At 61.9% G+C, this 21,426-nt stretch carries 20 protein-coding genes; 15 read left to right on the top strand and 5 right to left on the bottom strand.

The annotated features are described in order from the left end of the window. Positions 1 to 30 precede the first annotated feature (30 nt). The 5 genes from APH34_RS21635 to APH34_RS21615 are packed head-to-tail and all read left to right on the top strand — an operon-like array spanning position 31 to position 6,897. Positions 31 to 2,565, top strand: a complete 2,535-nt coding sequence (locus APH34_RS21635; RefSeq protein ID WP_047604772.1) for an RND family transporter — start codon at positions 31 to 33, stop codon at positions 2,563 to 2,565. A gap of 44 nt (positions 2,566 to 2,609) precedes the next feature. Then, a complete protein-coding gene (locus APH34_RS21630) occupies positions 2,610 to 3,581 on the top strand; it encodes a lactoylglutathione lyase (protein ID WP_047604771.1) in 972 nt (323 codons plus the stop codon). Next, on the top strand, positions 3,578 to 4,384 hold the full coding sequence (locus APH34_RS21625) for an enoyl-CoA hydratase/isomerase family protein (RefSeq protein ID WP_041505803.1): 807 nt from the start codon (positions 3,578 to 3,580) through the stop codon (positions 4,382 to 4,384). The genes APH34_RS21630 and APH34_RS21625 overlap by 4 nt, the downstream gene beginning before the upstream one ends. A 28-nt stretch (positions 4,385 to 4,412) precedes the next feature. After that, positions 4,413 to 5,234 (top strand): SDR family NAD(P)-dependent oxidoreductase, encoded by an 822-nt coding sequence (locus tag APH34_RS21620; RefSeq protein ID WP_047604770.1) that lies wholly within the window; start codon positions 4,413 to 4,415, stop codon positions 5,232 to 5,234. Positions 5,235 to 5,292: 58 nt separating this feature from the next. Continuing rightward, the gene (locus tag APH34_RS21615) at positions 5,293 to 6,897 is read left to right on the top strand and encodes an NAD(P)/FAD-dependent oxidoreductase (protein WP_047604769.1); all 1,605 of its coding nucleotides are present in this window, start codon (positions 5,293 to 5,295) and stop codon (positions 6,895 to 6,897) included. Between the two features lie 47 nt (positions 6,898 to 6,944). Here APH34_RS21615 and APH34_RS21610 read toward each other — a convergent pair whose 3' ends face one another. Further along, positions 6,945 to 7,610 carry a TetR/AcrR family transcriptional regulator gene (locus tag APH34_RS21610; protein ID WP_041505806.1) on the bottom strand — a complete coding sequence of 222 codons (666 nt, stop codon included), beginning with the start codon at positions 7,608 to 7,610 and terminating at the stop codon, positions 6,945 to 6,947. 204 nt (positions 7,611 to 7,814) lie between these two features. Here APH34_RS21610 and APH34_RS21605 point away from each other — a divergent pair, with 204 nt between their 5' ends. From APH34_RS21605 to APH34_RS21585, 5 genes are all read left to right on the top strand, one after another. Further along, complete coding sequence (locus tag APH34_RS21605) at positions 7,815 to 9,092, top strand: cytochrome P450 (protein ID WP_177337044.1); 1,278 nt, start codon at positions 7,815 to 7,817, stop codon at positions 9,090 to 9,092. 57 nt (positions 9,093 to 9,149) lie between these two features. Further along, entirely contained in the window at positions 9,150 to 10,181 is a 1,032-nt protein-coding gene (locus APH34_RS21600; protein ID WP_047604768.1) for a hypothetical protein, read from the top strand. A gap of 82 nt (positions 10,182 to 10,263) precedes the next feature. Next, positions 10,264 to 11,052: an SDR family NAD(P)-dependent oxidoreductase gene (locus APH34_RS21595; RefSeq protein ID WP_047604767.1), complete on the top strand. Its 789-nt coding sequence runs from the start codon at positions 10,264 to 10,266 to the stop codon at positions 11,050 to 11,052. Positions 11,053 to 11,082: 30 nt separating this feature from the next. Beyond that, a complete protein-coding gene (locus tag APH34_RS21590; RefSeq protein ID WP_054902889.1) occupies positions 11,083 to 12,372 on the top strand; it encodes an MFS transporter in 1,290 nt (429 codons plus the stop codon). A gap of 13 nt (positions 12,373 to 12,385) precedes the next feature. Continuing rightward, positions 12,386 to 12,736, top strand: a complete 351-nt coding sequence (locus APH34_RS21585; RefSeq protein WP_041505811.1) for a nuclear transport factor 2 family protein — start codon at positions 12,386 to 12,388, stop codon at positions 12,734 to 12,736. On the opposite strand, the gene APH34_RS21580 is transcribed toward APH34_RS21585, so the two are convergent. The 4 genes from APH34_RS21580 to APH34_RS21565 form a co-directional block, all read right to left on the bottom strand. Next, positions 12,726 to 13,565, bottom strand: a complete 840-nt coding sequence (locus APH34_RS21580) for an oxidoreductase (RefSeq protein ID WP_047604766.1) — start codon at positions 13,563 to 13,565, stop codon at positions 12,726 to 12,728. The two genes, APH34_RS21585 and APH34_RS21580, sit on opposite strands and share 11 nt — an antisense overlap. A gap of 77 nt (positions 13,566 to 13,642) precedes the next feature. After that, a complete protein-coding gene (locus APH34_RS21575) occupies positions 13,643 to 14,878 on the bottom strand; it encodes an NAD(P)/FAD-dependent oxidoreductase (protein ID WP_047604765.1) in 1,236 nt (411 codons plus the stop codon). A 20-nt stretch (positions 14,879 to 14,898) separates the two neighbouring features. Then, a complete protein-coding gene (locus tag APH34_RS21570) occupies positions 14,899 to 15,219 on the bottom strand; it encodes a 2Fe-2S iron-sulfur cluster-binding protein (RefSeq protein WP_041505814.1) in 321 nt (106 codons plus the stop codon). A gap of 23 nt (positions 15,220 to 15,242) precedes the next feature. Next, positions 15,243 to 16,502, bottom strand: a complete 1,260-nt coding sequence (locus APH34_RS21565; RefSeq protein WP_041505815.1) for an MFS transporter — start codon at positions 16,500 to 16,502, stop codon at positions 15,243 to 15,245. Positions 16,503 to 16,809: 307 nt separating this feature from the next. Between APH34_RS21565 and APH34_RS21560 the strand changes: the two genes are divergently transcribed. The 5 genes from APH34_RS21560 (at position 16,810) to APH34_RS21540 (ending at position 21,395) form a co-directional block, all read left to right on the top strand. Next, positions 16,810 to 17,046: a ferredoxin gene (locus APH34_RS21560; protein ID WP_041505816.1), complete on the top strand. Its 237-nt coding sequence runs from the start codon at positions 16,810 to 16,812 to the stop codon at positions 17,044 to 17,046. 51 nt (positions 17,047 to 17,097) lie between these two features. Next, the gene (locus tag APH34_RS21555; protein ID WP_047604764.1) at positions 17,098 to 17,856 is read left to right on the top strand and encodes an SDR family NAD(P)-dependent oxidoreductase; all 759 of its coding nucleotides are present in this window, start codon (positions 17,098 to 17,100) and stop codon (positions 17,854 to 17,856) included. 66 nt (positions 17,857 to 17,922) lie between these two features. Continuing rightward, entirely contained in the window at positions 17,923 to 18,873 is a 951-nt protein-coding gene (locus APH34_RS21550; RefSeq protein WP_047604763.1) for a VOC family protein, read from the top strand. A 1-nt stretch (position 18,874) separates the two neighbouring features. Then, positions 18,875 to 19,759: a fumarylacetoacetate hydrolase family protein gene (locus APH34_RS21545; RefSeq protein ID WP_041505818.1), complete on the top strand. Its 885-nt coding sequence runs from the start codon at positions 18,875 to 18,877 to the stop codon at positions 19,757 to 19,759. Between the two features lie 34 nt (positions 19,760 to 19,793). Next, positions 19,794 to 21,395, top strand: a complete 1,602-nt coding sequence (locus APH34_RS21540) for an MFS transporter (RefSeq protein WP_054902888.1) — start codon at positions 19,794 to 19,796, stop codon at positions 21,393 to 21,395. Positions 21,396 to 21,426 lie beyond the last annotated feature (31 nt).

Raw genomic sequence — 21,426 nt, 5'->3', positions numbered from 1 at the left:
GTCGGCACGATTCCTAACGAGAAAGAAGACATGGTCGAGCAAAAATTCAACAGCGGGATGCCAGTGATCACCAACTTGGAGGATTTCGATAAAAACTCCGGCGGCTGGTTTGAGCGGGTGATTTTCCGGAACCGCATGTTGGTCATCGTTGGCTGTCTGCTCGCCACCGTAGTGCTGGGCTTCTTCGCTGCGCGGCTGCAGGTGAACGCCAGCTTTGAAAAAATGATTCCAAGCTCTAGCCCGTACATCAAGAACTACCTGGCGTACAAGAACCAGTTGCCGGGCCTGGGGAACAGCGTTCGCGTAGTGGTCGAGAACAAGACGGGCGATATCTATGATGCCGACTATCTTTCGGCCTTGCAGAAGGTCAACGACACGTTGTACCTGATTCCTGGCGTAGACCGCTCATGGATGAAGTCGTTGTGGATGCCCATCGTGCGCTGGAAGGAGGTCACGGAAGAGGGCATCGATGGCGGGGCAGTGATGCCATCGGATTACGACGGCAGCCAACAATCCATCCAGGCGTTGCGTCGTAACATCACACGTGCCGGCATCATCGGTAATCTGGTGGCCAACGACAGCAAGTCGAGCATGCTCGTGGCTCCGTTGCTCGATACCCACCCGCAAACCGGCAAGCCGCTGGACTACGGGGAGTTCTCCAAGCAGCTCGAAGAGAAGATTCGTGCGTTGGAGAGCGACAAGATCGGTATTCATATCGTCGGCTTCAGCAAGTTGGTGGGCGACCTGATCGATGGTCTGTACTCGGTCATGCTGTTCTTTGCTGCCTCGGTAGTGATCGCCGGGGTGTTCGTGTACTTCTACACCCGTTGCCTGCGCAGTACGCTGCTGCTGGTAGGCGTGGCGGTAGCTGGCGTGGTCTGGTTGCTGGGGCTGATGCAACTGCTGGGTTACGATCTGGACCCCTACTCGATTCTGGTGCCGTTCCTGATCTTCGCCATTGGCATCTCCCATGGCACCCAGAAAATGAACGGCATTCTCCAGGACATTGGCCGCGGTACACACAAGTACGTGGCGGCGCGTTACACGTTCCGTCGCCTGTTCCTGACCGGTCTAACCGCGCTGTTGACCAATATCGTCGGCTTTGCAGTACTGGTCATCATCGACATCCCAGTGATCCGCGACCTGGCCCTGACCACGAGCATCGGCGTGGCGGTGCTCATCTTCACCAAACTGCTGTTGATACCGGTGGCATTGTCTTACCTGGGCGTGAGTGCCAAAGCTGCACGCATCGCAATCGCCAAGGATCAAGCCGGAGAGGCTGGACAAGGTATTTTGGGTCGTGTCTGGCGTGGCCTGGACCGCTTTACCGAGCGCCCGATGGCCACCGCGATCATTGCTTTGTCGTTGGTGGTGACACTGCTGGGCAGCATGGTGATGATGCACCTGAAGGTGGGCGATCTGGATCCAGGGGCACCCGAGCTGCGTCCGGACTCACGCTACAACCGCGACAATGCCTTCATTACCCAGAATTACGGGCTCTCCAGTGACCAGTTCGTAGTCATCATGAAAACTGACGAAGACAGTTGCAGGCTTTATCAGGCGTTGCAACGCATGGACAAGTTGGCCTGGCAGCTTAACCGGACCCCGGGGGTGCAGACCACCCAGTCTCTGGCCGAAACGGTGCGCATGATCAGTTCGGGCATGGCCGAGGGCAGCCCGAAATGGCTCAGTATCAGCCGCGACCAGGCCATTACTAACGCGGCAGTAGATGCGGCAATGATTTCCGCCCCTGGTATAACCAATCAGCAATGTTCGGTTACCCCAATGATCGCCTACTTGGCCGATCACAAGGCAGATACCTTGAGCCGGATTCTGAAAGTATCGGAAGCATTCGCCAAGGAAAACAACACCGGGGCGGACGCCGCACACCCGGTGGAGTTCCTGCTGGCAGCAGGCAATGCCGGCATCGAGGCCGCAACCAACATCGAGGTCGAGAAGGGCATCATCACTATGTACCTGGCGGTGTACGGCGCAACGGCGCTGCTGTGCCTGCTGACGTTCCGCAGCTGGCGCGCGACAGTGGTTGCGCTGATTCCTTTGCTGATGACCACTATCATCTGCAAGGCGCTGATGGTGTGGTTGGGCATCGGCCTGAAGGTCGCGACGTTGCCAGTCATTGCGGTGGGCGTTGGGGTCGGCGTTGACTATGCGCTGTACCTGCTCAGCGTGCAGTTGGCGGTGCAAGAGCGCGGCGCTAGCCTGGCAGTGGCCTACCGTCGTTCGCTGGACTTTACCGGTCGCGTGGTCGCGCTGGTCGGCCTGACCATGGCGGCCGGGGTGATCACTTGGGCCTGGTCACCCATCAAGTTTCAGGCCGACATGGGCATCCTGCTGACCTTCATGTTCCTGTGGAACATGCTCGGGGCGCTGGTGCTGATCCCGGCCTTGTCACATTACCTACTTAACCCCAAACGCAACGCCAAGGCCGGGGCCACCCTGGACCTTGACGAGGCCCGCGTGCAGCAGCGCCCTGACAAGCCTGCGAGCGTGGCCCAACGCCATGCATTGCCCGCGCCCACCGTGCGCGGCGTGCCCGCTGACTGAAAAGGCCGGGTACAGGCCTTGCCATCCCATTTGAGGAGAGAGAAATGTTCGAATTACTGATGAGTGCCGACATGATGGTTCCGGACCCGGACGCCATGACGGAAATGCTGGTAGACAAGCTCGGTGTCTACAAGCACGAACGCTGGCGCCAGGCGTTTGACAATCACCCGTACATTGCGCACTTTCTGCGGGTGCACAAGTCTCTAGCAGTGTCTCCCACGCGCATTGAGCCGCAGTGGCACCTGGATCGCCCCAATCCGGGCGACCCGCTGTTCCATGAGTTCCTGGAGAGTCTAAAAGAATACCAGGGCCGCCATCGGCCTATGCTGACTCACTCCATCGTGCTGGCGCTGCATGGGGACAAGTTCGATGAGTTGGTGGACAAGCTGATGCGCCGTCGTCTGCCGTTTCGCATGGCGCAGCGCACCCCGGAAATGCCATTCGATCGCCTATGGCTCGGTGCGACGCCCGAGAAGCCCTATTACCAGCCGTCCGTGGACGGGGGGCTGTGCATCGAGATCATGCCGACTGAGCCATTGCAGATGCCGGCTGAAACCTATCAACTGCCGCCGGTCAAGCCGCGAGACCTCAAGCCGGGTGACATGGTGCGCGTAACCGCCCGAGGTTTCCTCGTTCGAGACTTGGATGAAACGCTGCGCAATATTTCCACCAACCTGGACTGGGAACCGAGCGGGCCGGTAGAGCATATCGCCGGTGAAGGATATCGCCGTGCACGCATGGGGTTCAGCGTGCCCAACAGCGCCACCCTCGATGTGCTGGAGGCCACTTACTGGAACACCGATGCCGGCCATTACCTCAACAACTGGGGGCCGGGTCCTTATTACATCCGCATCGGCGTCAACGACTTGGCCGCCAAGGCCGAGGACCTGCGCGCCCGTGGCACCCGTTTTGAGTGGGTTGAGTCATCGCAGGCGGTGGGCGGCCGGGCGCTGATCAAAGTCGACCCGCAAGAGCTCGATGGTCAGGTGTTCGAGTTCGAGGAGTGCCCAGCATGAGCACAGCGCTGAGCGAGGTGATAAACGAGGCGGTGCGCGTGGAGTGTGACGCACGGGTAGGCTGGGTGGTACTGACTCGCCCCAACCAGATCAACGCCATCAACGATGCGATTCGTCAGGGGGTACCGCAGGCGCTGACCCTGCTGCAGCAAGATCCCGAGATCCGCGTGATTGTGATTCGTGGTGAAGGCGAGCGCGGCTTCTGCGCCGGCGCCGACATCAAGGAACGCCGTGGCCCTGAGTCCAGCCTTCAGGTACGCCAGCGCATGGAAAAGGTGCGCTGGATCGAAGCTCTGGACGGTATCGCCAAGCCGGTGATCGCGGCCATCCACGGCTACTGCATGGGCGGCGGACTGGAGTTGGCGCTGGCCTGCGACATTCGCTTCGCGGCGCCCAATGCGGTGTTTGCGTTGCCGGAAACTGGGCTAGGGCTGATCCCCGGTGGTGGCGGCACGCAACGCCTGTCGCGTGTTGTCGCACCGGGTCAGGCGCTGGACATGCTGCTTTCTGGTGATCGCATGAATGCAGCGCAAGCGCAGCGCATCGGGCTGGTCAGTCGGGTGGCCAGCGACAACCACGGCCTGCTGGAGGAGGTCACGAGCTTTGCCCGGCGTATCGCCGCCAAGCCGCCCACCGCATCGGCCTTCGTCAAGCAGGCGGCCCGTGCCGCGCTGGAGTTGGACCTCAAGAGCGGACTGAACCTGGAGCTCGACTTGTTCGCGCTGCTGGCACCTACCCACGACGCGCGCGAGGCTGCCCAGGCCTTCAGCGAACGGCGTGAGCCGCGTTTCACCGGCGAGTGACGGGCCCACTTATAAAAAGGAAATTTACATGAGTACAGGCAAGCTGGCAGGGCGGGTGGCCATTATCACGGGCGCCGGTGGCGGGTTGGGGGCAGAATGCGCCCGCGTCCTCGCCTCCCATGGCGCGAGCATCGCCGTGGTCGACATCAACCTGGACGGGGCCACGGCGGTTGCCCAATCGTTGCTCGACGAAGGGCACCAGGCGTTGGCGATTCGCACCGACGTGTCGTCGGAGGCCGACGTCCACGCGATGGTTGCCCAGGTCAGGCAGCGGTTTGGCCGTATCGACGTACTGCACAACAATGCGGCAATCCTCAATGCCGAGCAGCGCCAGGCAGACCGCGATTTTGTCAATCTCGACATGGAGGCCTGGGACCGCGCCATCGCCGTTAACCTGCGCGGCGCGGTGTTGTGCACCAAGCACGTGATCCCGGCCATGTTGGAACTAGGCAAGGGCTCGATCATTTTCGCCACCTCGGGGCTCGGCATGCAGGGTGACATGTCCCTGACCGGTTACGCTACCTCCAAGGCCGGCCTGATGATGTTACCGCGCATGGTGGCCTCGCAGTACGGCAAGCAGGGCATTCGCGGCAATGCTGTACAGATCGGTTTGGCGCCCTCCGAGCACGCCATGCCGCCGGCGTTGCTCGATATCCTGCGCGACAACCACTGTACCGCCGAACTAGGCACCCCGCGCCAGATCGCCGATGTGGTGGCGTTCCTGGCCAGCGACGAGTCGTCCTTCGTTACCGGCAGCACGCTGGTGGCCGATGGCGGGTTCAGTACCCACACCCCTTCATTAGTGGCCATGCGCTCGCTATTCGCGCAGATGGGCCGAACTGGCATGTGACCCCCGGGGCGACGCGTGCATGCGTCGCCCCGGATGACCTTCGACTTGGAAGCATGTGATGAACCAGACGCAACTCGCAATAAACCCTGATTTCGATGTGATCGTGGTCGGTGGCGGGACCAATGGCCTGTCTGCTGGCTGCTACCTGGGCTTGGAAGGCAAGAAAGTACTGGTGCTCGAAGCCCTGGACAAGGTGGGCGGCATGGCCTCCTCGGGCTACCTGATACCTGAGGCGCCGCAGCACCTGGTTCACCCCTGCGCGCTGGACATGATGTCGATGCGCGTGCACGCCCATGTGCCGGCGGAGCTTGGCCTGGAACAACACGGCTTCAAGTCGGTGGAACTGGCGCCGGGATATGTGTATCTGCACCCGGACGGCCAATCGCTGATCTTCTGGCGGGACCGCGAGCGTACAGCTGCCGAGATCCGCCGCTTCAGCACCCGCGACGCCGACGCGTTTCTTGAATTCATGAAGGTCATCGACCTGTTCCTGGAGATCGCGCTGCCGATGATGCGGGTCGATCCGGCCAAGGCCAACCTGGGGGTCAAGCTGCGGATGGTCGCCACAGCAATCAGGCATAAGGCCCTGAAGCCCGAACTGATGGCGCTGATGACTGGGTCGGCTCTGCAGGCGGCGCGGGAACGATTCGAGCATCCGATCACCCGCTCGGCGATGTGCGCGCTTACCGGGCTTGCGGGCGACATCACTGCTGACGGCGGTGGCATCTACTACGCCCTGCTGGGGTTCCTGCACCGCTTCGGTGTGGGGCGGGTGATGGGTGGCATGCAGCAGTTGAGCAATGCCATGCGGGCCCGCCTGGAGGCGTTGGGCGGCCAGGTGCTGGTGTCGGCCAGCGTCAGTGAAATTGTGGCCAGTGACGGCGTGGTCAAAGGCGTGAAATTGGCCGATGGCCGCACCTTCTCTGCCCGCGCCGTGATTGCCGGCTGCCACCCCCGGCCGGCGCTGGAGATGGTCACTGCCGGTCAGCTTCCCAAGCACCTGCTGACCCGCATCGCCATGGCCCCGGCCAACGCCAAGGGCTCGGGCCCGTTGAAGGTGGATGTGGCCCTGCGCGGGCAGATTTCGCTGCCACGCTTCGAGGCGGTGCGCGGCGATGGTGTTGACTTGCGCAACACCTGTCTGCTGATCGGCACCGAAGAGGCCGTGCTGGAGAACTTTGCCGCCTGTGCGCGGGGCGAAGTGCCGACCTTGCCCTACATCACCATGGCCGTCCCCAGCGCCGCTGACCCGTCACAGGCGCCTGCGGGCCAGGACGTGCTGTATATCTACCCACCGGTTATGCCGGTCAACCCGAATGAAGGGTGGGATGCCCTGCGTGAGCGAGTGGCTGATCAGGTGATCGAGCAGTTGTACGCTTATGTCGACGGTATCGAGGGGCAAATCATCGGCCGACGCATCGAGGCTGCCCCGGACTTCACCGCGCGCCTGAATACCGTGAACGGTTGCGTGGTGCATATCGATACCACTTCAATGCGCTCCAGCACCATGCGCCCGGCGCACGGCCTGGGTGGCGATACGCTGCCGGTGGCAGGGTTGTACTTGGGCAGCGCGGGCATCCATCCTGGGGGCGGGGTCAATGGCATGGCAGGCCGGCTGGCGGCCAGGCGGGTCAGCCGTTACCTGAGCAAGTCGCGGCGCTGAAACGTGCCCCGTCTACAGGGGCCGCAGACAGACGAAACCGGCAGCCGTCAGACGCTGCCGGTTTTCTTTTCTGCGTTCAGAGACAGGCTCGCAATGACGAAGTCGGCCGAGTACTGGCGCCAGGTGATCATGCCTTCGGCAGAGTCGGTATCCAGGCCGGCGAGGGTCGACATCGAATAGCGGTTGGTGAACCAGCCCGTGGTCACCAGCGAGGCACAGGCCAGTAGCAGGCGTGGGTTGATGTCGGCGCGAAAATCCCCGCTGGCGGCGCCCCTGCGCAGGATGGCGTCGAGCTTGGCAATCAATGCCGGCGCCATTTCTTGGAAATGATTACGAGGTGTTTCGTGGGCGTCGTGGTAGCGAATGCCCTCCAGCGCCAGGCTGCCGAGGAAGGGGTCGAGCCGGTACTGGTCGAAGAAGTGATTGAGGACGGCACGCAGCGCCAAGGGCGGTGGCAGTTGCTCGACCTCCAGGTTCACCAGCTCGGACATGATGTGGCTCGACGACTCGTCCAGTACCGCTACGAACAGGCCTTCCTTGGAACCGTAGTAGTGGTAGACCAGCTGTTTGGTGACGCCGGCCTCCCGAGCTATTTCTTCCACCCGTGCCCCAGCCAGGCCTTTCTTGGCGAACTCCACACGTGCAGCCGCGAGCAGCCGTTTCATCGTGCTGCGTTTGCCCTGTTCGACACCGTCTGTTGCTTTGACTACCACCCTGGACTCCTCATGCCGGTGTTGGCCCTTGTTGTTCACATCTTGAAGTATTTACCCGGCTGCCTTCGTTTGACCCCGAGTCAAACGAATCGGAACCGCCCCTCACAGACAAGGGCATACCATAGGTTGGCAGGCGATACATCCTACGTAAAGCGCAGAAATATCGGTGCGCAGGCAAGAATAAAAACAACACAGGAGATCCTGATGAGCAACGAAAGTGCAGCCCTGGACCTGGCAACGGCGTACAACGCCGTGTCGGAAATGTACCGCGGTACCGATCTGGACATTCACGCGGTGTGCCGCGAGCAACGATTGAAATCACCCATCTACGAAGGCGATTTCATCACTCAGTTCGGCGTGCCGACCAATGCGGGTACTCAGCAGGGCACGCGCCCGACTTTCGCGTTGTTCAAGTACCAGGACGTCATGAGCGTGCTGCGCGACGGTGCCACCTACACCAGCGGTTTCATCGCTGAGGGCCTTGGTGCGTTTTTCGATGGACTGATCATCCTGGCTATGGACGGTGAAGAGCACCGCAAGGTGCGCGCCTTGTTGCAACCGGCGTTCATGCCCGAAACGGTCAACAAGTGGCGTCCGCAGATCGACCAGGTGATCCGCGAGGAGTATATCCACCCGATGCTGCCAGCGAAAAAGGCCGACCTGATGAAGTTCGGCCTGGAGCTGCCGATTCGCATCATGTATGCACTGATGGGGTTTCCCTCCGACGACCCGTCCAAATACAAGCAATACGCGGCCTGGGCACTGGCGATCGTGGGGGGCAACCAGATCGACCCGAGCAAGATGGTCGAGGCGCGCCGCCAGGCCGGGATCGCGGTTAAAGGGCTATACGACGCGCTGGCCGAAGTGGTGGTGCACCGCCGTCAGGCGGGTAGCCAGGGCGACGACGTGGTGGGCCGCCTACTGCGCGCCGAATACGAGGGGCGCACGCTGAACGACCATGAGGTCATCACCTTTACCCGCTCGTTGTTGCCAGCGGCAGGCGAAACCACCACGCGCATGTTCGGCTCGGTCATGACCTTGCTGCTGACCACGCCGGGCCTGTTGGAGCGGGTCAAGGCCGACCGCAGCCTGATTGCCAAGCTGATGGACGAAACCACGCGCTTCGAGCCGGTGGCCACCTTCAAGGTGCGCGAGACGGCCAAGGACGTCGAATTCCATGGCGTAACAATCCCCAAGGGTTCGTTCGTGCAGTGCATGGTGGTGTCGGCCAACCGCGACGAAGACGCCTTCGAAAACCCTGACGTGTTCGACATCGACCGCAAGCCCAAGCCTTCTTTCGGCTTCGGCTTCGGTCCGCACATGTGTATCGGCCAGTTTGTCGCCAAGGTCGAGATCAGTTGCGCGGTCAACGCCATTCTCGACCTGTTGCCCAACCTGCGCCTGGACCCCAGCCAACCGCTGCCGATTATTAGCGGCGCGCAGCTGCGCGGCGTATCCAGGTTGCCAGTGATCTGGGACTGAGCCTACGTCGGACACCACATTCAGCTTTACGGCCTTACAAAAACAACAGAGGGCATTATGAGAACGTTCAAGACCATTCCAGAACGCGGCGACTTCGGCTTCCAGCAACTGGTGGGCCCGCACAAGGTAAGCGGCGCCTCGATGTCGGCCGAGCGCGGTTTTTTTGGCCTGCACCTGAGCAAGAGCTCACCCTTCGGATCGGTGCGCGATGAGCAAGGCAACATCTATTCCTTCGTCCGCTCGCTGATGGCCCCCAACGGCACGCCGAACCCGACCAAGTTCTTTTACCTGAACAACCATGTCGACAAGGTCAACCTGCGCATGGATCACGAGAAGATGGCCAAACAGGCGCTAACACCCATGCCCGTGCACAGCCTCGACGGCGATACTGCGCGCTGGACCAGCCAACCGGGGGAACCGGGCAATGCCTGGGAAATCACTGCCAGCAGCGAACGCCTGACCTGGAAGGAGGAGGGCCTGTTCGCTATCGAAGGTCGCTTGCTCGGGCCGGGTTTGCAATGGTACTTGCCGGGCGTGGAGTGGGGCACATTCTATGTTTCGCAGTTGTGGGACGTGGCGGGTGTATGCGAGGGTCGGCCGGTCAAAGGTGCGCTGGCGCTGGACCAGTTCTACATGGCTGAAGGTGGCGCCATCCATTTCAAGAAAGACCTGGTGGTGAACAACAACAAGCACGTGATCTGGTGGTCGTTCGTCACCGTGTACAAGGACGGCACCTGGGATACCGGCTCGTTCATGGTCGGCCACGACCATCTCGGCTATGCCTTCTTCAACAATGAAAAAGGCGAAGTGCGGGTGACCACCGACATCGAAGGCCAGACCGAGCACAAGGACGGTAGCTACTTCCTGAAGTCGGCGCGGATCGTGCTGGAAGGCAAGGAAGAGTGGGAGTTCCTGCCGGACGAGCGGGGCGAGATGATCGATTTTGTCGGCGGCTTCCCGATCACTGCCCAGCAGGAAGGGCGCTGGCGTCGGGTGGGCGATACCCGTGAGCCGTCGCACTGGCTGGGCTGGGGCGAATCTGACCGGCGCAACGGTTCGGCGCGTAATGTGCCTGGCAAGGATCTGTAACGCTGCACTGTGCGCCTGCCTCGGTGGGCAGGCGTATGCATAAAGCAAAACCCTCAACCAATAACAACAACGGGGAACCGCGATGAAGTTTCGCGACAAAGTGGTACTGGTAACCGGTGCGGGTCGTGGCATGGGGCGGGCGATTGCACTGGCCTACGCGCGCGAAGGGGCGCGGGTGGTGGTCTCGGCACGTACTGCGCGCTACGGTGAAGACACCGTCGAGCAGATCCGCGCACTGGGCGCCCAGGCATGCCTGGTGGGCGGCGACATTGCCGACCGCGAGGCCATCAGGTCGATGGTCGAGGGCGGCGTGGCGCAGTTCGGCGGCCTGGATATCGTGGTGCACTGCGCCGCCGACACCCGTCATGGGTTGATCGCCGACATGCCGGACGACGCGTTCGATCACATCGTGCGCAGCAATATCCAGTCACTGTTCTGGCTGGCCAAGGACAGCGCGCCGTACCTGTCCAAGGCCCCCGACAAGGGCCGGCTGATCTTTATCTCCTCCGGTGAAGCCAACCGCAAATACACCCCGCGGCTGATCGCCTATGGGTCCAGCAAAGCTTTCATGAATGCCTTTGCCCGTGGGCTGGCGGTGGAATTCGGCGCCATGAACATTCTGGTTAACGTGGTCGAGCCCGGCCTTATTGGCACTGATCACATGCTCGAAACACTGGGCGAGGAGCTGCCCCACAAGCTGGCCGCGCATTTTCCGGTCGGGCGTCTGGGCGAGTCTGCCGACATTGCCAATGCGGTGCTTTTCCTGACCTCCAACGACGCGTCGTATATCACTGGCACCTCGTTGCTGGTGGATGGGGGCGCCACCATGGTGGCATTGCCCAAGGTCGAAGAAATCCTCAAGGGCAAGTAACGCGCCGCGCTGCTACGGGAGTGAAAGTGCATGACTACAGACACACGTGAGCGCCAACGCGCTGGCAACGATTTTTCCGAATTCAGGCGCGGCTGGCGCATCGTGGTGTTGGGGCTGTTCGGCATCTGCACCAGCATCACCGCTGCCTTGCTGTATGCGTTCGGCACTCTGGTGATTCCGCTGGAACAGGCCTTCGGCTGGAGTCGGGGCGACTTGCAGGCCTCGATTTCCTTTCTGTTCGCCGGGGTGGCCATCTCCACCCAGATGGTCGGTTGGCTGTATCGGCGCTACGGCCTGCGTCGGGTCGCCATCGTCTCGATCATGCTGCAGATCTTCGGCTACTTCGCCATCACCCAGATCCAGGGGTCAATCGCCTGGTTGTACCTGGCGTTCTTCAGCATGCCGATCGTGTGTGCCGGTACCATCGCCATCACCTGGACGCAGCTGGTCAACCTGTGGTTCGAGCGTAACCGGGGGCTGGCCCTGGCGGTGATCCTGTGCGGCACTGGTCTGATGGCAATGGTCCTGCCTCCGTTATTGTCCCGGCTGATAGGTGCCTATGGTTGGCAGGCCGGTTTCATTGCCCTGGGGGCGATGCCGCTGTTGTTCACGCTGCCGCTGGCGTTGATGTGGTTGCGCATGCCGGTCGATGTTGCCGCGGCCGACCCTTTGTCGGCGCAGCCGCAGCCGTCGTTGTCGGGCATGAGCTTCAGACAGGCGCTGCGCTCGGGGAAGTACTGGGGGTTCAATATCGCGTTGATCCTGTCAGTGTCATTGACTGTGGGCATGGTCACCAACATTGTGCCGATGCTGCAAAGCAAGGGCCTGAGCGCGCAGCAGGCCAGCCAGATCTTCAGTACGTTCGGCATTTCGATCATTGGCGGGCGTCTGCTGGTGGGGTACCTGCTGGACCGCTACTCGCCTTCGCTGGTGGCGGCGGTGAGCCTTGCGTTACCGGCACTGGGGTGCGCAATCTTCTTTTTTGGCGGCTCGCAGCACGTACCGCTGTTGATGCTGGCCACGCTGTGCATTGGTGCCAGTGCCGGCGCCGAGTTCGACCTGGCGGCGTTTCTGATGGCACGCTACTTCGGCCTGAAGGACTACGCGCGCATCTTTGGCCTGCACCTGTGCCTGATCACCATCGTGTCCGGCCTAGTGCCGATGCTTTTCGGCTACCTGTTCGATGTGTATGGCAGCTATTCGGCAGTACTGGTGAGTTGCTTCTTCTGCGCCATCATCGGCCCGATCATTCTGCTGTGGCTGAGAATGGAACCGGCATTTCAAGCGCTGCAGCGTCAGCTCAAACAACAAACTGCTTAGGGAAGCCCCTTACATGACAATGGACAAACACGTGATCGAAGAATTTCTGCACGGCCAAGTCGACTGCTGGAACCGCGGCGACAAGGAAGGCTTTTTTGCCCACTACCGCAGCGTGTCACCCAATGGCCTGAGTATCGAGCATGTCGGCAAGCCGCAGCATGACGCTTGGCAGGTGCTGGAGGGCATGTGGGCGCAGCAACAACCCAAAGTTCGGGTCGAGGTGCGCCAATGCATCATCAATGGCAATGAAGTGGCGTGCCACCACCTGAACGCTTTTCGCGAGCAGGACGGTGGCATAGAGACGATCGAGCTGTACCGGTTCGAAGGGGGGCGGTTGTCCGTGCGTTACTTCATCAACCAGTAGCACCATCGGTAGAACAGGAGAGCTCGCGCCAGGCTTCTATCTGAGCGAGCATTCCGGTGAGCTTGACGCTGATCTGGCCGTAGGCGTCGGAACCGGCCAGGTAGCGCAATGGTGGCTGGTCGGTGTTGGCCAGGCGTACCAGGGCCTCGCCCAGCTTCGCCGGGTCGCCGGCCTGTTGATGATTGCCGGCAGCCGACGCAGCCTTGACCTTGGCCGTGAACGCGGCGTAGTCCTGCAGCCCGCGTTCACCGAACATGGCGGAGCTGGCATCGAGAAAGTCGGTGCGGAACACCCCGGGTTCCACTAGCGTGACCTTGATGCCGAACTGGGCTACCTCCTGGGCCAGGGCTTCGGAGAACCCCTCCACCGCGAATTTGGAGGCGCAGTATAGCGCGGCGCCTCCCATGCCTAACACGCCGGCCATGGACGACACATTGAACAGGTGGCCGCTACGTTGTGTGCGCATCACCGGCAGCACGGCGCGGCACACGTTGAACACACCGAACACATTGGTGGCGAACTGTTTTTCGGCATCGCTCGGCAGGTTGTCCTCGAAGGGGGCCAGTTGGCCATACCCGGCATTGTTGACCAGCACGTCGATTCGACCGAAGCGGGCCACTGCCTGCTCCACGGCAGCCAACGCCTGCGCTTGATTGCTGACATCAAGGGGCACCGCCAGTACCCGGTCGCCGTACTCGGCAAACATGCCTTGCAGGTGCGCCAGGCGCCGTCCACTGACCACCACGCAGTCACCGTCCGCCAATGCTGCCCTGGCAATGGCGGCGCCCAACCCGCGGCCCGCACCGGTAACAAACCAGACCTTGTTCATTGCATCGCTCCATCAGGTTGCGCAAACGCCGCGCAGGGCCCTTGGGGTACAGTGCGGCGAGAGGTGGGTGAGAGTGGTCAGTCGCGGTTAGCCGCTTCCCAAGTCTTGAGGTCGAAACCTTCGGCTGCTGCTTGAGCCGCCGTCAGCCTGGGCGCGCGGGCGAGAATCTTGCGCGCGGCCATGTGGTCGCCCAGGCGGTTGCAAGACTCCACAGCCACCAAGCGCTCATTGCGAAAGCACAGCACCGAAAGTTGCCGGTTTTGGGCGGAGCCGAGCACGACCGTGCTGTCGTAGCCGTTGGACAGCCCGGCGATCTGCAGCTTCAGGTCGCCTTGGTCGGTCCAGAACCAGGGCAGGGCGGCGTAGGGCGAGGGCTTGCCCATTAGGCGCGCGGCCACGGTACGCGCCTGGTCGATGGCGTTTTGCACCGACTCAAGGCGGGTGTGCTGCTCTTCGTTCTGTACACATGGAAAGCTGGCCACATCACCGAGTGCGGAAATCTGTGGGTCAGAGGTGAGTAGGTGGGCGTCCACCTTGATGCCGTTCTCGATGTCCAGGCCGGCCTCGGTGGCCAGTTGCGTATTGGGGATGACGCCGATGCCGAATACCACCAGGTCAGCCGGCAGGATGCGGCCATCTGCGGTTTGCACGCCGCACACCTTGCCGTTGTCGTCGAGAATTCGGCCAAGGCCTTGGCGGAAATCGAAGTGCACGCCCCACTGCTCATGCGCCTGGCGAAACAACTCGGACATTTCCCGCGACACCGCACGCGCCATGGGGCGCTCGCCTAGCTCCAGCACATGCACCTGCGCACCCTGGGCGGCGGCGACCGCGGCAAACTCGAGGCCGATAAAGCCTGCGCCGACCACCACCACGTTGCGCGCCTGCCTGACCAGCGGCGCCAAGGCGTCGGCATCGGCCTTGGTCTTGATGCCGAACACCTGAGCCAGGTCCGCGCCAGGCACTGGCAGCGGGCGGTTGTGCGCGCCGGTCGCCAGTATCAGGTGGTCATAGCTCAAGGCGGTGCCGGAAGCCAGCACCACGCGGCGGTTGAGCCGGTCGATGGCGGTGGCCGGGTCGTGTAGCAGCTCGATGCGCTGGGTGGCGTAGAACTCGGCCGGGCGGAACAGTAAGTTGTTTTCCTGGATCTTGCCGAGCAGGTAGGCCTTGGACAGTGGCGGGCGCTGGTAGGGCAGGCCGGGTTCATTGCCGATCAGGGTGATACCGCCTTCATAGCCTTCCTGGCGCAGCGACGCGGCCACCTGGAACCCGGCTTGGCCGGCACCGACGATAACGACTGAGTTGAGGGTCATGAGTACTCCTTGCAACGCATTCAGAATTGCGAAGAGGGCAGGTGCAGTACCATGCCTTCCATGTCTTCACTGATAATCAGTTGGCAGCTCAGGCGGCTGTTGTCACGACGCTCGAAGGCGTACTCGAGCATGTCACTCTCCATGCCTTCCGGTGCCTGCACCTTGTGCAGCCACGCTTCGTCTACGTAGGTGTGGCACGTGGCGCAGCTGCAGGCGCCACCGCAATCGGCGGGCAGGCCCGGCACGCTGGCGAACGTGGCGGCCTGCATGACCGACTGGCCGACTTCGCCGTTGACCTGATGGTGGGTGCCGTTATGTTCGATAAAGGTCAGTGTGGGCATGTTCTGCTCCGTTTCTTGTGGGCTCAGGAGTGGCTGGGCAAGGGCTGCGCGTCGAAGCGCGGCACTCGTCCAAGAGTCAGTAGCAACAGCGGGCCGACCACGCAGCATGCGGCGCTGTACACCAGCATGGCGGTGTACGAGCCGGTACGTGCAAGTAGGAAGGCGAACAGCAGCGGCGCCAAGGCCGATGCCACGGTATTGAGACCCTGGTGCACACCGAATAACCGGCCGTATTCACGCAGGCCGAAGTAGCGCGCAATCAGGAACGCGGCGATGTCGAACTCCGCCCCGGCGCCGAACCCGACCAGCACGGCCGCCAGCATCAGGGGTATGAACTCGGTGGTGCCGCTCAGGTATACCAGGCAGCCGACAGCGGGCAGCAGCAGGCTGCACGCTGAGACCACCGGCGGCCATAGGCGGTCGAGCAGATAGCCGATGACCATACGCCCCAGGATCAGCGAAATACCGAAGCCGCTGAAAATGGTGGCCGCATCCGCCGCTGATAGCCCCTTGGCCTGGAGCATCGGCACCGTGCTGGTGACCATGCCGACAATCGACGAAATTACCAGGCCCAGCGCCAGGTTGCAGGTCCAGAATTTCAGCGAGCCCATGCCTTCGCGAAAGCTCATGCCCGGCAGCTGCGCCAGGGCGTCCTGCCGGGTGGTATCGGCCGCCTTGGGCAGCTTGAACCACAGCAGAATCAGCGGCAGCAGCACCAGCAAGTTGAGCAGCGCAAGGATCACGAAGGCCGCGCGCCAGTCCCACTGCTCTATGCCCCAGGCCATCAGCCGGGGAACGGTGGCGGCAGTGACGCCGGTACCTGACAGGCCAATGGCCAGCGCCAGGCCGCGATTTTGGTCGTACCAAAGGCTGATCAGTTGGGTCCAGGTCACGGCCAGTGCGCCCATGCCCACGATCGGCAGCAGCGCAAAGGCCAGGTACATCGACCAGATCGACGAGCTGACCTGGGTGGTGGCCAGGTAGCCAACCGACAGCAGCAACAGCGACACCACGGTGACGCGCTTCATGCCAAAGCGCAGGTTGAACCAGCCCACTAGTTGCAGCGACACCACCGCGCCGCCAAACAGGAAGGTGATGCACGCCTGCAATTCGCTTTTGCCCCAGCCAAAGGCATCGGCCAGTGGTACGACTAGCGTGCCGAAGCCGTAAAGAAGCGCGGCATTGATGCTGATGGCCACGCCGGCAACTGACAGAAGCAGGATTCTCCAGCTTTGCCGGAACTCGTGCAGGTCGATCGCCGCCTGGTTTTTCGAAGGGTTCATGAATTGGCTTCCTTATAGGTTTTGTTGAGCCAAACACTGCATTTTTTTGTATGAAACCGTGATTTCCGGTTTGTCCAGCACAGCCGTATGACTCACAGACAAACGAATGTGCTGCGCCGCGAACCTGGTTGAATCACCCTCGGTCACGCCCTGTTCAACATCGCGCTCGCCGCAGAGCGTTTGTCAGGGCGCAATCGTGGTCCACTGCTGCAACTGAGGCTGAGCATATCCTTGCTAAAAATAAATTGCACATAAAATAAATAAGTGTTCATAATTTGCTGAGGCTGAACCTGATAAGGAGAAAAAAATGAGTTCAGAAAAAGCGCAGTTCAAAGCTGTTGCCGACCGTAGCCGCTGCTGTGGTTACGGCCTGTGCGCAACCATCTGCCCCAGTGTGTACAAGCTCGATGCCGACGGCTTGGTGTACTTCGATGACGCTCGGGTGCCCCCTGAACTTGAAGAAGATGCACGCGAGGGCGCTGCTGCTTGCCCGGCTGAAGCGGTATGGCTGGAGCCCATCGACGCGCAAGACTACCCCGCTTAAGGGCGCACTCACTTGCGAGGGCGTGACAACCAATGAGGTGAGGATGTGCTGATGGGACGTTTACACAACAAGGTGGCCCTGATTACCGGCACCGGAGGCGGCCAGGGCCGTGCGGCAGCGCTGCGCTTTGCCCGTGAAGGGGCGATCGTGGTCGGCTGCGACTTCAATGCCGAGGGCCACGAGCAGACCCGTGCCCTGATGAGCGACGAGGGGTTTACCTTGTATGGCGCTGCCCCCGTGGACCTGGGCGATCACGAGCAGGCCAGGGCGTGGATCGAGGCGGCCGTCGCCGAGCACGGGCGCATTGATGTTCTCTACAACAACGCCTCAGCAGCGCGCTTCGGCCTGGTGAGTGAGCTGTCGATCGAAGACTGGCAGTACACCCTGCGTAATGAAATCGACCTGCTGTTCTATACCACCAAGTACGCGTGGGCATACCTGGCCGAGCAGCGCGGGGTGATTATCAACGTGTCGTCCACTGCGGCCTGGGGCGGTTCGAAGGTGGCCGGTATCAGTGCCCACGCGGCAGCCAAAGGCGCGGTAGTTTCGTTTACCCGGCAATTAGCTGTGGAGGGAGCAGCCGTTGGTATTCGTGCCGTCAGCCTAAGTCCCGGCTTCGTCGCCACGCCTGGCACCCGGGCGTTTCTGGAAAACCCCAAGGCCCGCGCCATGCTGCTCGACGGTGTGCTGATGGACCGCCCCGGGGAACCTGAAGAGGTGGTGGCGCTGGCGGTGTTCGTGGCTTCCGAAGAGGCCTCCTTCATTACCGGTTCGGACTTTGTCATAGACGGCGGGCTGTTGGCGGTCTAGCCCTGCTGCGACAGCGCCAGCGATCGTTGGCATCGTTTCATCTCGAACAAGAACAAGGTGAACAAATTGGACATCATTGGTATTGGTTACATGGGCTTCGAAACCCCTGATCTTGACGCCTGGCGCGAGTATGGCCCGCAGGTGATGGGCTTTGGTATCGGCAAAAATCCGCCGGGCGACCCGGAGTCGCTTTATTTCAGAATCGATGATCGCCGTCACCGGTTCGCATTCCATCCGGGTAAGGTGGACCGCATTGCCTACATCGGCTGGGAAGCAATCGGGCGAATGGCGTTCGAGGAGGGTATCAAGAGGCTAGAAGCCGCCAACGTGACCTACACTCGCGGTGACGCGCAGCTGTGCGAGACCCGGGGCGTGCGCGAGGTGGTGCGCTTCCGTGATCCGGTCGGCTACCAGCATGAGTTATTTTATGGACAGAAATGGCTGCCGCGTTCATTTCAGCCGGGACGCCCCCACGGCGGCTTTCTGGCCGACGAGCGGGGTGCAGGGCACGTGGTGCTGATCACTCCGGAGTACACTCCGGAACTTGAAGACTTCCTGCTCAATGTCATGGGCTTCAGCTGGTATGGCGCGGGGGCGGGCAAGGGCCGTACTGGCTTCTTCCGCTCCCGGCTCAACCATCACACCAGTCACGACATCGCCTATGGCCATGGGGCCGGGCGAATGGGCGTCCAGCACGTTGGGCTGTTCGTTCGCAACGTGCGTGATGTGGGCGAGACCTACGATATTGTGCGCCAGCGCGAACTGCCGATGATGATGACGCTCGGCCAGCATGCGCAAGATCCGCACCTGTCCTTCTATCATTACACCCCCTCGGGTTTTGCCTTCGAAACCATTGCTGAAATAGAGCCTTGGCAAGGCGATCCCTACGAGCTGAACCCTGAAAAGCTCAGCCTGTGGGGCCACGAGATGGTTGGGCCCATCCTGGGGCCGAGTGTCAAGACTCCCGAAGAGGTCCATGACGCCGAGTATCTGCCTACCTACCTGGCCCGGCAGTGACATGCGCCTGGCGCGGGTCGAGCTGGGCGGGCAGGCGTTCTGGGCGCTGGTAGATGCCGACAGTGAGCACTGCCGGCGGGTTCGAGCGCCTTTCGCGTGCTGGATGGGGCAGAGCGGGGGGCTGTGTCTGGACGACCTGGACTTGTCGGACGAACGCCTGTCGCTGGCCGGGGCGCGTTTGCTGCCCCCATTGGAACCGGGAAGCCGTGTGTTCGGCGTGGGCCTGAACTACCTGAGCCACCTCCAACGCTTGGGCAGTCAGGCCCCGGCGCACCCGCTGGCCTACCTCAAGCTCGAGTCGGCTCTGGTTGGCGCCAATGACCCGATCAGTTATTCGCCAGTGACCAGGCAGCTGGATTACGAGGTGGAACTGGTGGCGGTGGTGGGACGAACGCTGCAGGATGAACGCCGCGCCAGCGCCTGCCTTCTGGGTTTTACTGTGGGTAACGACATCAGTGCACGCGATGCGGGCCAGCAGATTGGGCGGCTCGACTTGCTGACACAGAAGGCCATGGACCGCACCACGCCTGTAGGGCCCTGGATCGTGACGGCCGACGAGTTGGGCGGCGAGCAGCAGCCTGCGCTGGAGATGCGCCTGAGCGTCAATGACGAAGTACGCCAGCACGACAATACCCAGCACATGATCTTCCCCCTGGACGAGCTGCTTAATTACTTGGATGCACGGATCAAACTGCGCCCCGGCGATCTGGTGTTCACCGGTTCCACGCACGGGGTGGGCTTGGAAACCGGGCGCTTCTTGCAACCGGGTGACCTGGTGGTGGCGCAAATCAGCGGCATCGGCCAGCTGAGCAATACCGTTGCTGCGCCGAGCCCGCTTGGCCCAGCCCGCGCAGTAGGGCGCCTGGGGCTGCCGCCGGATCACTAAACGCTGATGGGCAAGACGTTCCAAGGAGCAAATGATGAGCGAGGGCTCAGCGTGGACGCCATTTCGCAACCGGGCCTTTCGTGGCCTGTGGCTGGCCGGCGCGATGGTGAATCTGGCGATCTGGATGCAGACGGTCGGCGCAGCGTGGATCATGACCACGATCACCGCTTCACCGATCATGGTGTCGCTGGTGCAAAGCGCAGTGACACTACCAGTATTTCTCTTCGCACTGCCGGGCGGTGTAATCGCCGATCTGGTCGACCGACGCCGCTGGCTGATCGTCACCCAGTGCCTGATGGTGTTCGCGGCCATCATGCTCAGCCTGTTGGCCGGTTTCGAGCGCCTCGAAGCCTGGGGGCTGCTGGCTTTCACCTTTGTGCTAGGCGCCGGCAGCGCGTTGGGTATGGCGGCGTGGATGGTAACCATGATCAGCGTGCTGTCGCGTGATCAGATACCCGCAGCGATTGCCCTGAATGGCATTGCGGTCAACGCCACCCGTGCCCTGGGCCCAGCCTTGGCCGGGACGTTGATTGCCTACTGGAACAACACGTCGTTGTTCGTGCTGATCGCGCTATGCATGGTTGCCGTGATGTTCTTTTTGTTGCGCCTGGCGCCGGCACCACCTGTCCACGGGCTGCCACCGGAAACCCTGATGGGCGGCATGCGCAGCGGGCTGCGCTACATGCGCCATTCGGCGGTACTGTCCAGCGCAATGCAGCAGGTGCTGGTGTTCACCGCCAGCGCGAGTGCCTTGTGGGCGTTGATGCCACTGGTTGCACGCCAGCAACTGGGCATGGGCGCCGGTGGCTACGGCCTGCTGATGGCGTTCCTTGGAGCGGGGGCGGTACTGGCTGCACTGAATTCACCTCGCCTACATCGCAGGCTCGGCCTGCGTCGCATGATTGCCTGCGGCACCGTCGCCTTTGCCGCCGCCGCGCTGACCGCTGCCTTGTCGAACAACCTCTACGTGGTATGCGTAATGATGCTGTGTGCGGGGTTCGGCTGGATGGCGGTCAATGCCACCCTCTCTTCGGTGGTGCAGACTTATGCTGCCAACTGGGTGCGCGCCCGCGTAGCATCAATGTACGTATTGACCTTGATGGGCGCGATGGCTTTCGGTGGCGCCACCTGGGGTGCGCTGGCCGAGTATGCAGGGCTGCAGGCTAGCCTGCTGGTGTCGACGCTATGCCTGTTTGCCGGGATGCTACTGACGCGCAACAGCCATGTGGAGCTGGGCCATGAAGCGGACTTTGCACAGGCGCCGCTGACCGACAACCTTCAGTTGCAGGCCTCAGTGGCGCACGCCGACGGGCCGGTTTCGGTTGAGGTGATATACGAGGTGCCTGCGCCGCAGCGAGAAGATTTTCTGCTGGCCGTGTACGCGGTCGGCAAGGCGCGGCGGCGCAATGGCGCGCAGAACTGGCGGCTCTACCGCGACATGGCCGAGCCGCAACGCTACAGCGAGCGGTTCATCGTCGAGTCCTGGCTCGACTACTTGCGCCAGCAGGTGCGAATGACCCAGGCCGACTTGGCTCAGGAGGGGCATTTGCAGCAGTTTCGCCGCGAAGACCTGCAAACCCGCCGGCTGATCTACCAGCCGCCGCTGAATAGAGGAACACGGAAAATTCTCATGTAAAACTTTACGGGGTACGTAATTCTCAAGCTAG

The organism is Pseudomonas sp. NBRC 111131 (assembly GCF_001320525.1).
Lineage (GTDB): Bacteria > Pseudomonadota > Gammaproteobacteria > Pseudomonadales > Pseudomonadaceae > Aquipseudomonas > Aquipseudomonas ceruminis.
Note: the sequence above shows the minus strand (reverse complement) of the source record. Positions and strands in the feature narration are given on the sequence as shown.

Bases quoted from the DNA above. Each gene is read 5' to 3' on its own strand.
- APH34_RS21630 (WP_047604771.1), top strand. From the start codon at position 2,610: ATGTTCGAATTACTGATGAGTGCCGACATGATGGTTCCGGACCCGGAC.
- APH34_RS21595 (WP_047604767.1), top strand. From the start codon at position 10,264: ATGAAGTTTCGCGACAAAGTGGTACTGGTAACCGGTGCGGGTCGTGGC.
- APH34_RS21620 (WP_047604770.1), top strand. From the start codon at position 4,413: ATGAGTACAGGCAAGCTGGCAGGGCGGGTGGCCATTATCACGGGCGCC.
- APH34_RS21625 (WP_041505803.1), top strand. From the start codon at position 3,578: ATGAGCACAGCGCTGAGCGAGGTGATAAACGAGGCGGTGCGCGTGGAG.
- APH34_RS21585 (WP_041505811.1), top strand. From the start codon at position 12,386: ATGACAATGGACAAACACGTGATCGAAGAATTTCTGCACGGCCAAGTC.
- APH34_RS21605 (WP_177337044.1), top strand. From the start codon at position 7,815: ATGAGCAACGAAAGTGCAGCCCTGGACCTGGCAACGGCGTACAACGCC.
- APH34_RS21560 (WP_041505816.1), top strand. From the start codon at position 16,810: ATGAGTTCAGAAAAAGCGCAGTTCAAAGCTGTTGCCGACCGTAGCCGC.
- APH34_RS21555 (WP_047604764.1), top strand. From the start codon at position 17,098: ATGGGACGTTTACACAACAAGGTGGCCCTGATTACCGGCACCGGAGGC.
- APH34_RS21540 (WP_054902888.1), top strand. From the start codon at position 19,794: ATGAGCGAGGGCTCAGCGTGGACGCCATTTCGCAACCGGGCCTTTCGT.
- APH34_RS21545 (WP_041505818.1), top strand. From the start codon at position 18,875: ATGCGCCTGGCGCGGGTCGAGCTGGGCGGGCAGGCGTTCTGGGCGCTG.
- APH34_RS21635 (WP_047604772.1), top strand. From the start codon at position 31: ATGGTCGAGCAAAAATTCAACAGCGGGATGCCAGTGATCACCAACTTG.
- APH34_RS21590 (WP_054902889.1), top strand. From the start codon at position 11,083: ATGACTACAGACACACGTGAGCGCCAACGCGCTGGCAACGATTTTTCC.
- APH34_RS21615 (WP_047604769.1), top strand. From the start codon at position 5,293: ATGAACCAGACGCAACTCGCAATAAACCCTGATTTCGATGTGATCGTG.
- APH34_RS21570 (WP_041505814.1), bottom strand. From the start codon at position 15,219: ATGCCCACACTGACCTTTATCGAACATAACGGCACCCACCATCAGGTC.
- APH34_RS21600 (WP_047604768.1), top strand. From the start codon at position 9,150: ATGAGAACGTTCAAGACCATTCCAGAACGCGGCGACTTCGGCTTCCAG.
- APH34_RS21580 (WP_047604766.1), bottom strand. From the start codon at position 13,565: ATGAACAAGGTCTGGTTTGTTACCGGTGCGGGCCGCGGGTTGGGCGCC.
- APH34_RS21565 (WP_041505815.1), bottom strand. From the start codon at position 16,502: ATGAACCCTTCGAAAAACCAGGCGGCGATCGACCTGCACGAGTTCCGG.
- APH34_RS21575 (WP_047604765.1), bottom strand. From the start codon at position 14,878: ATGACCCTCAACTCAGTCGTTATCGTCGGTGCCGGCCAAGCCGGGTTC.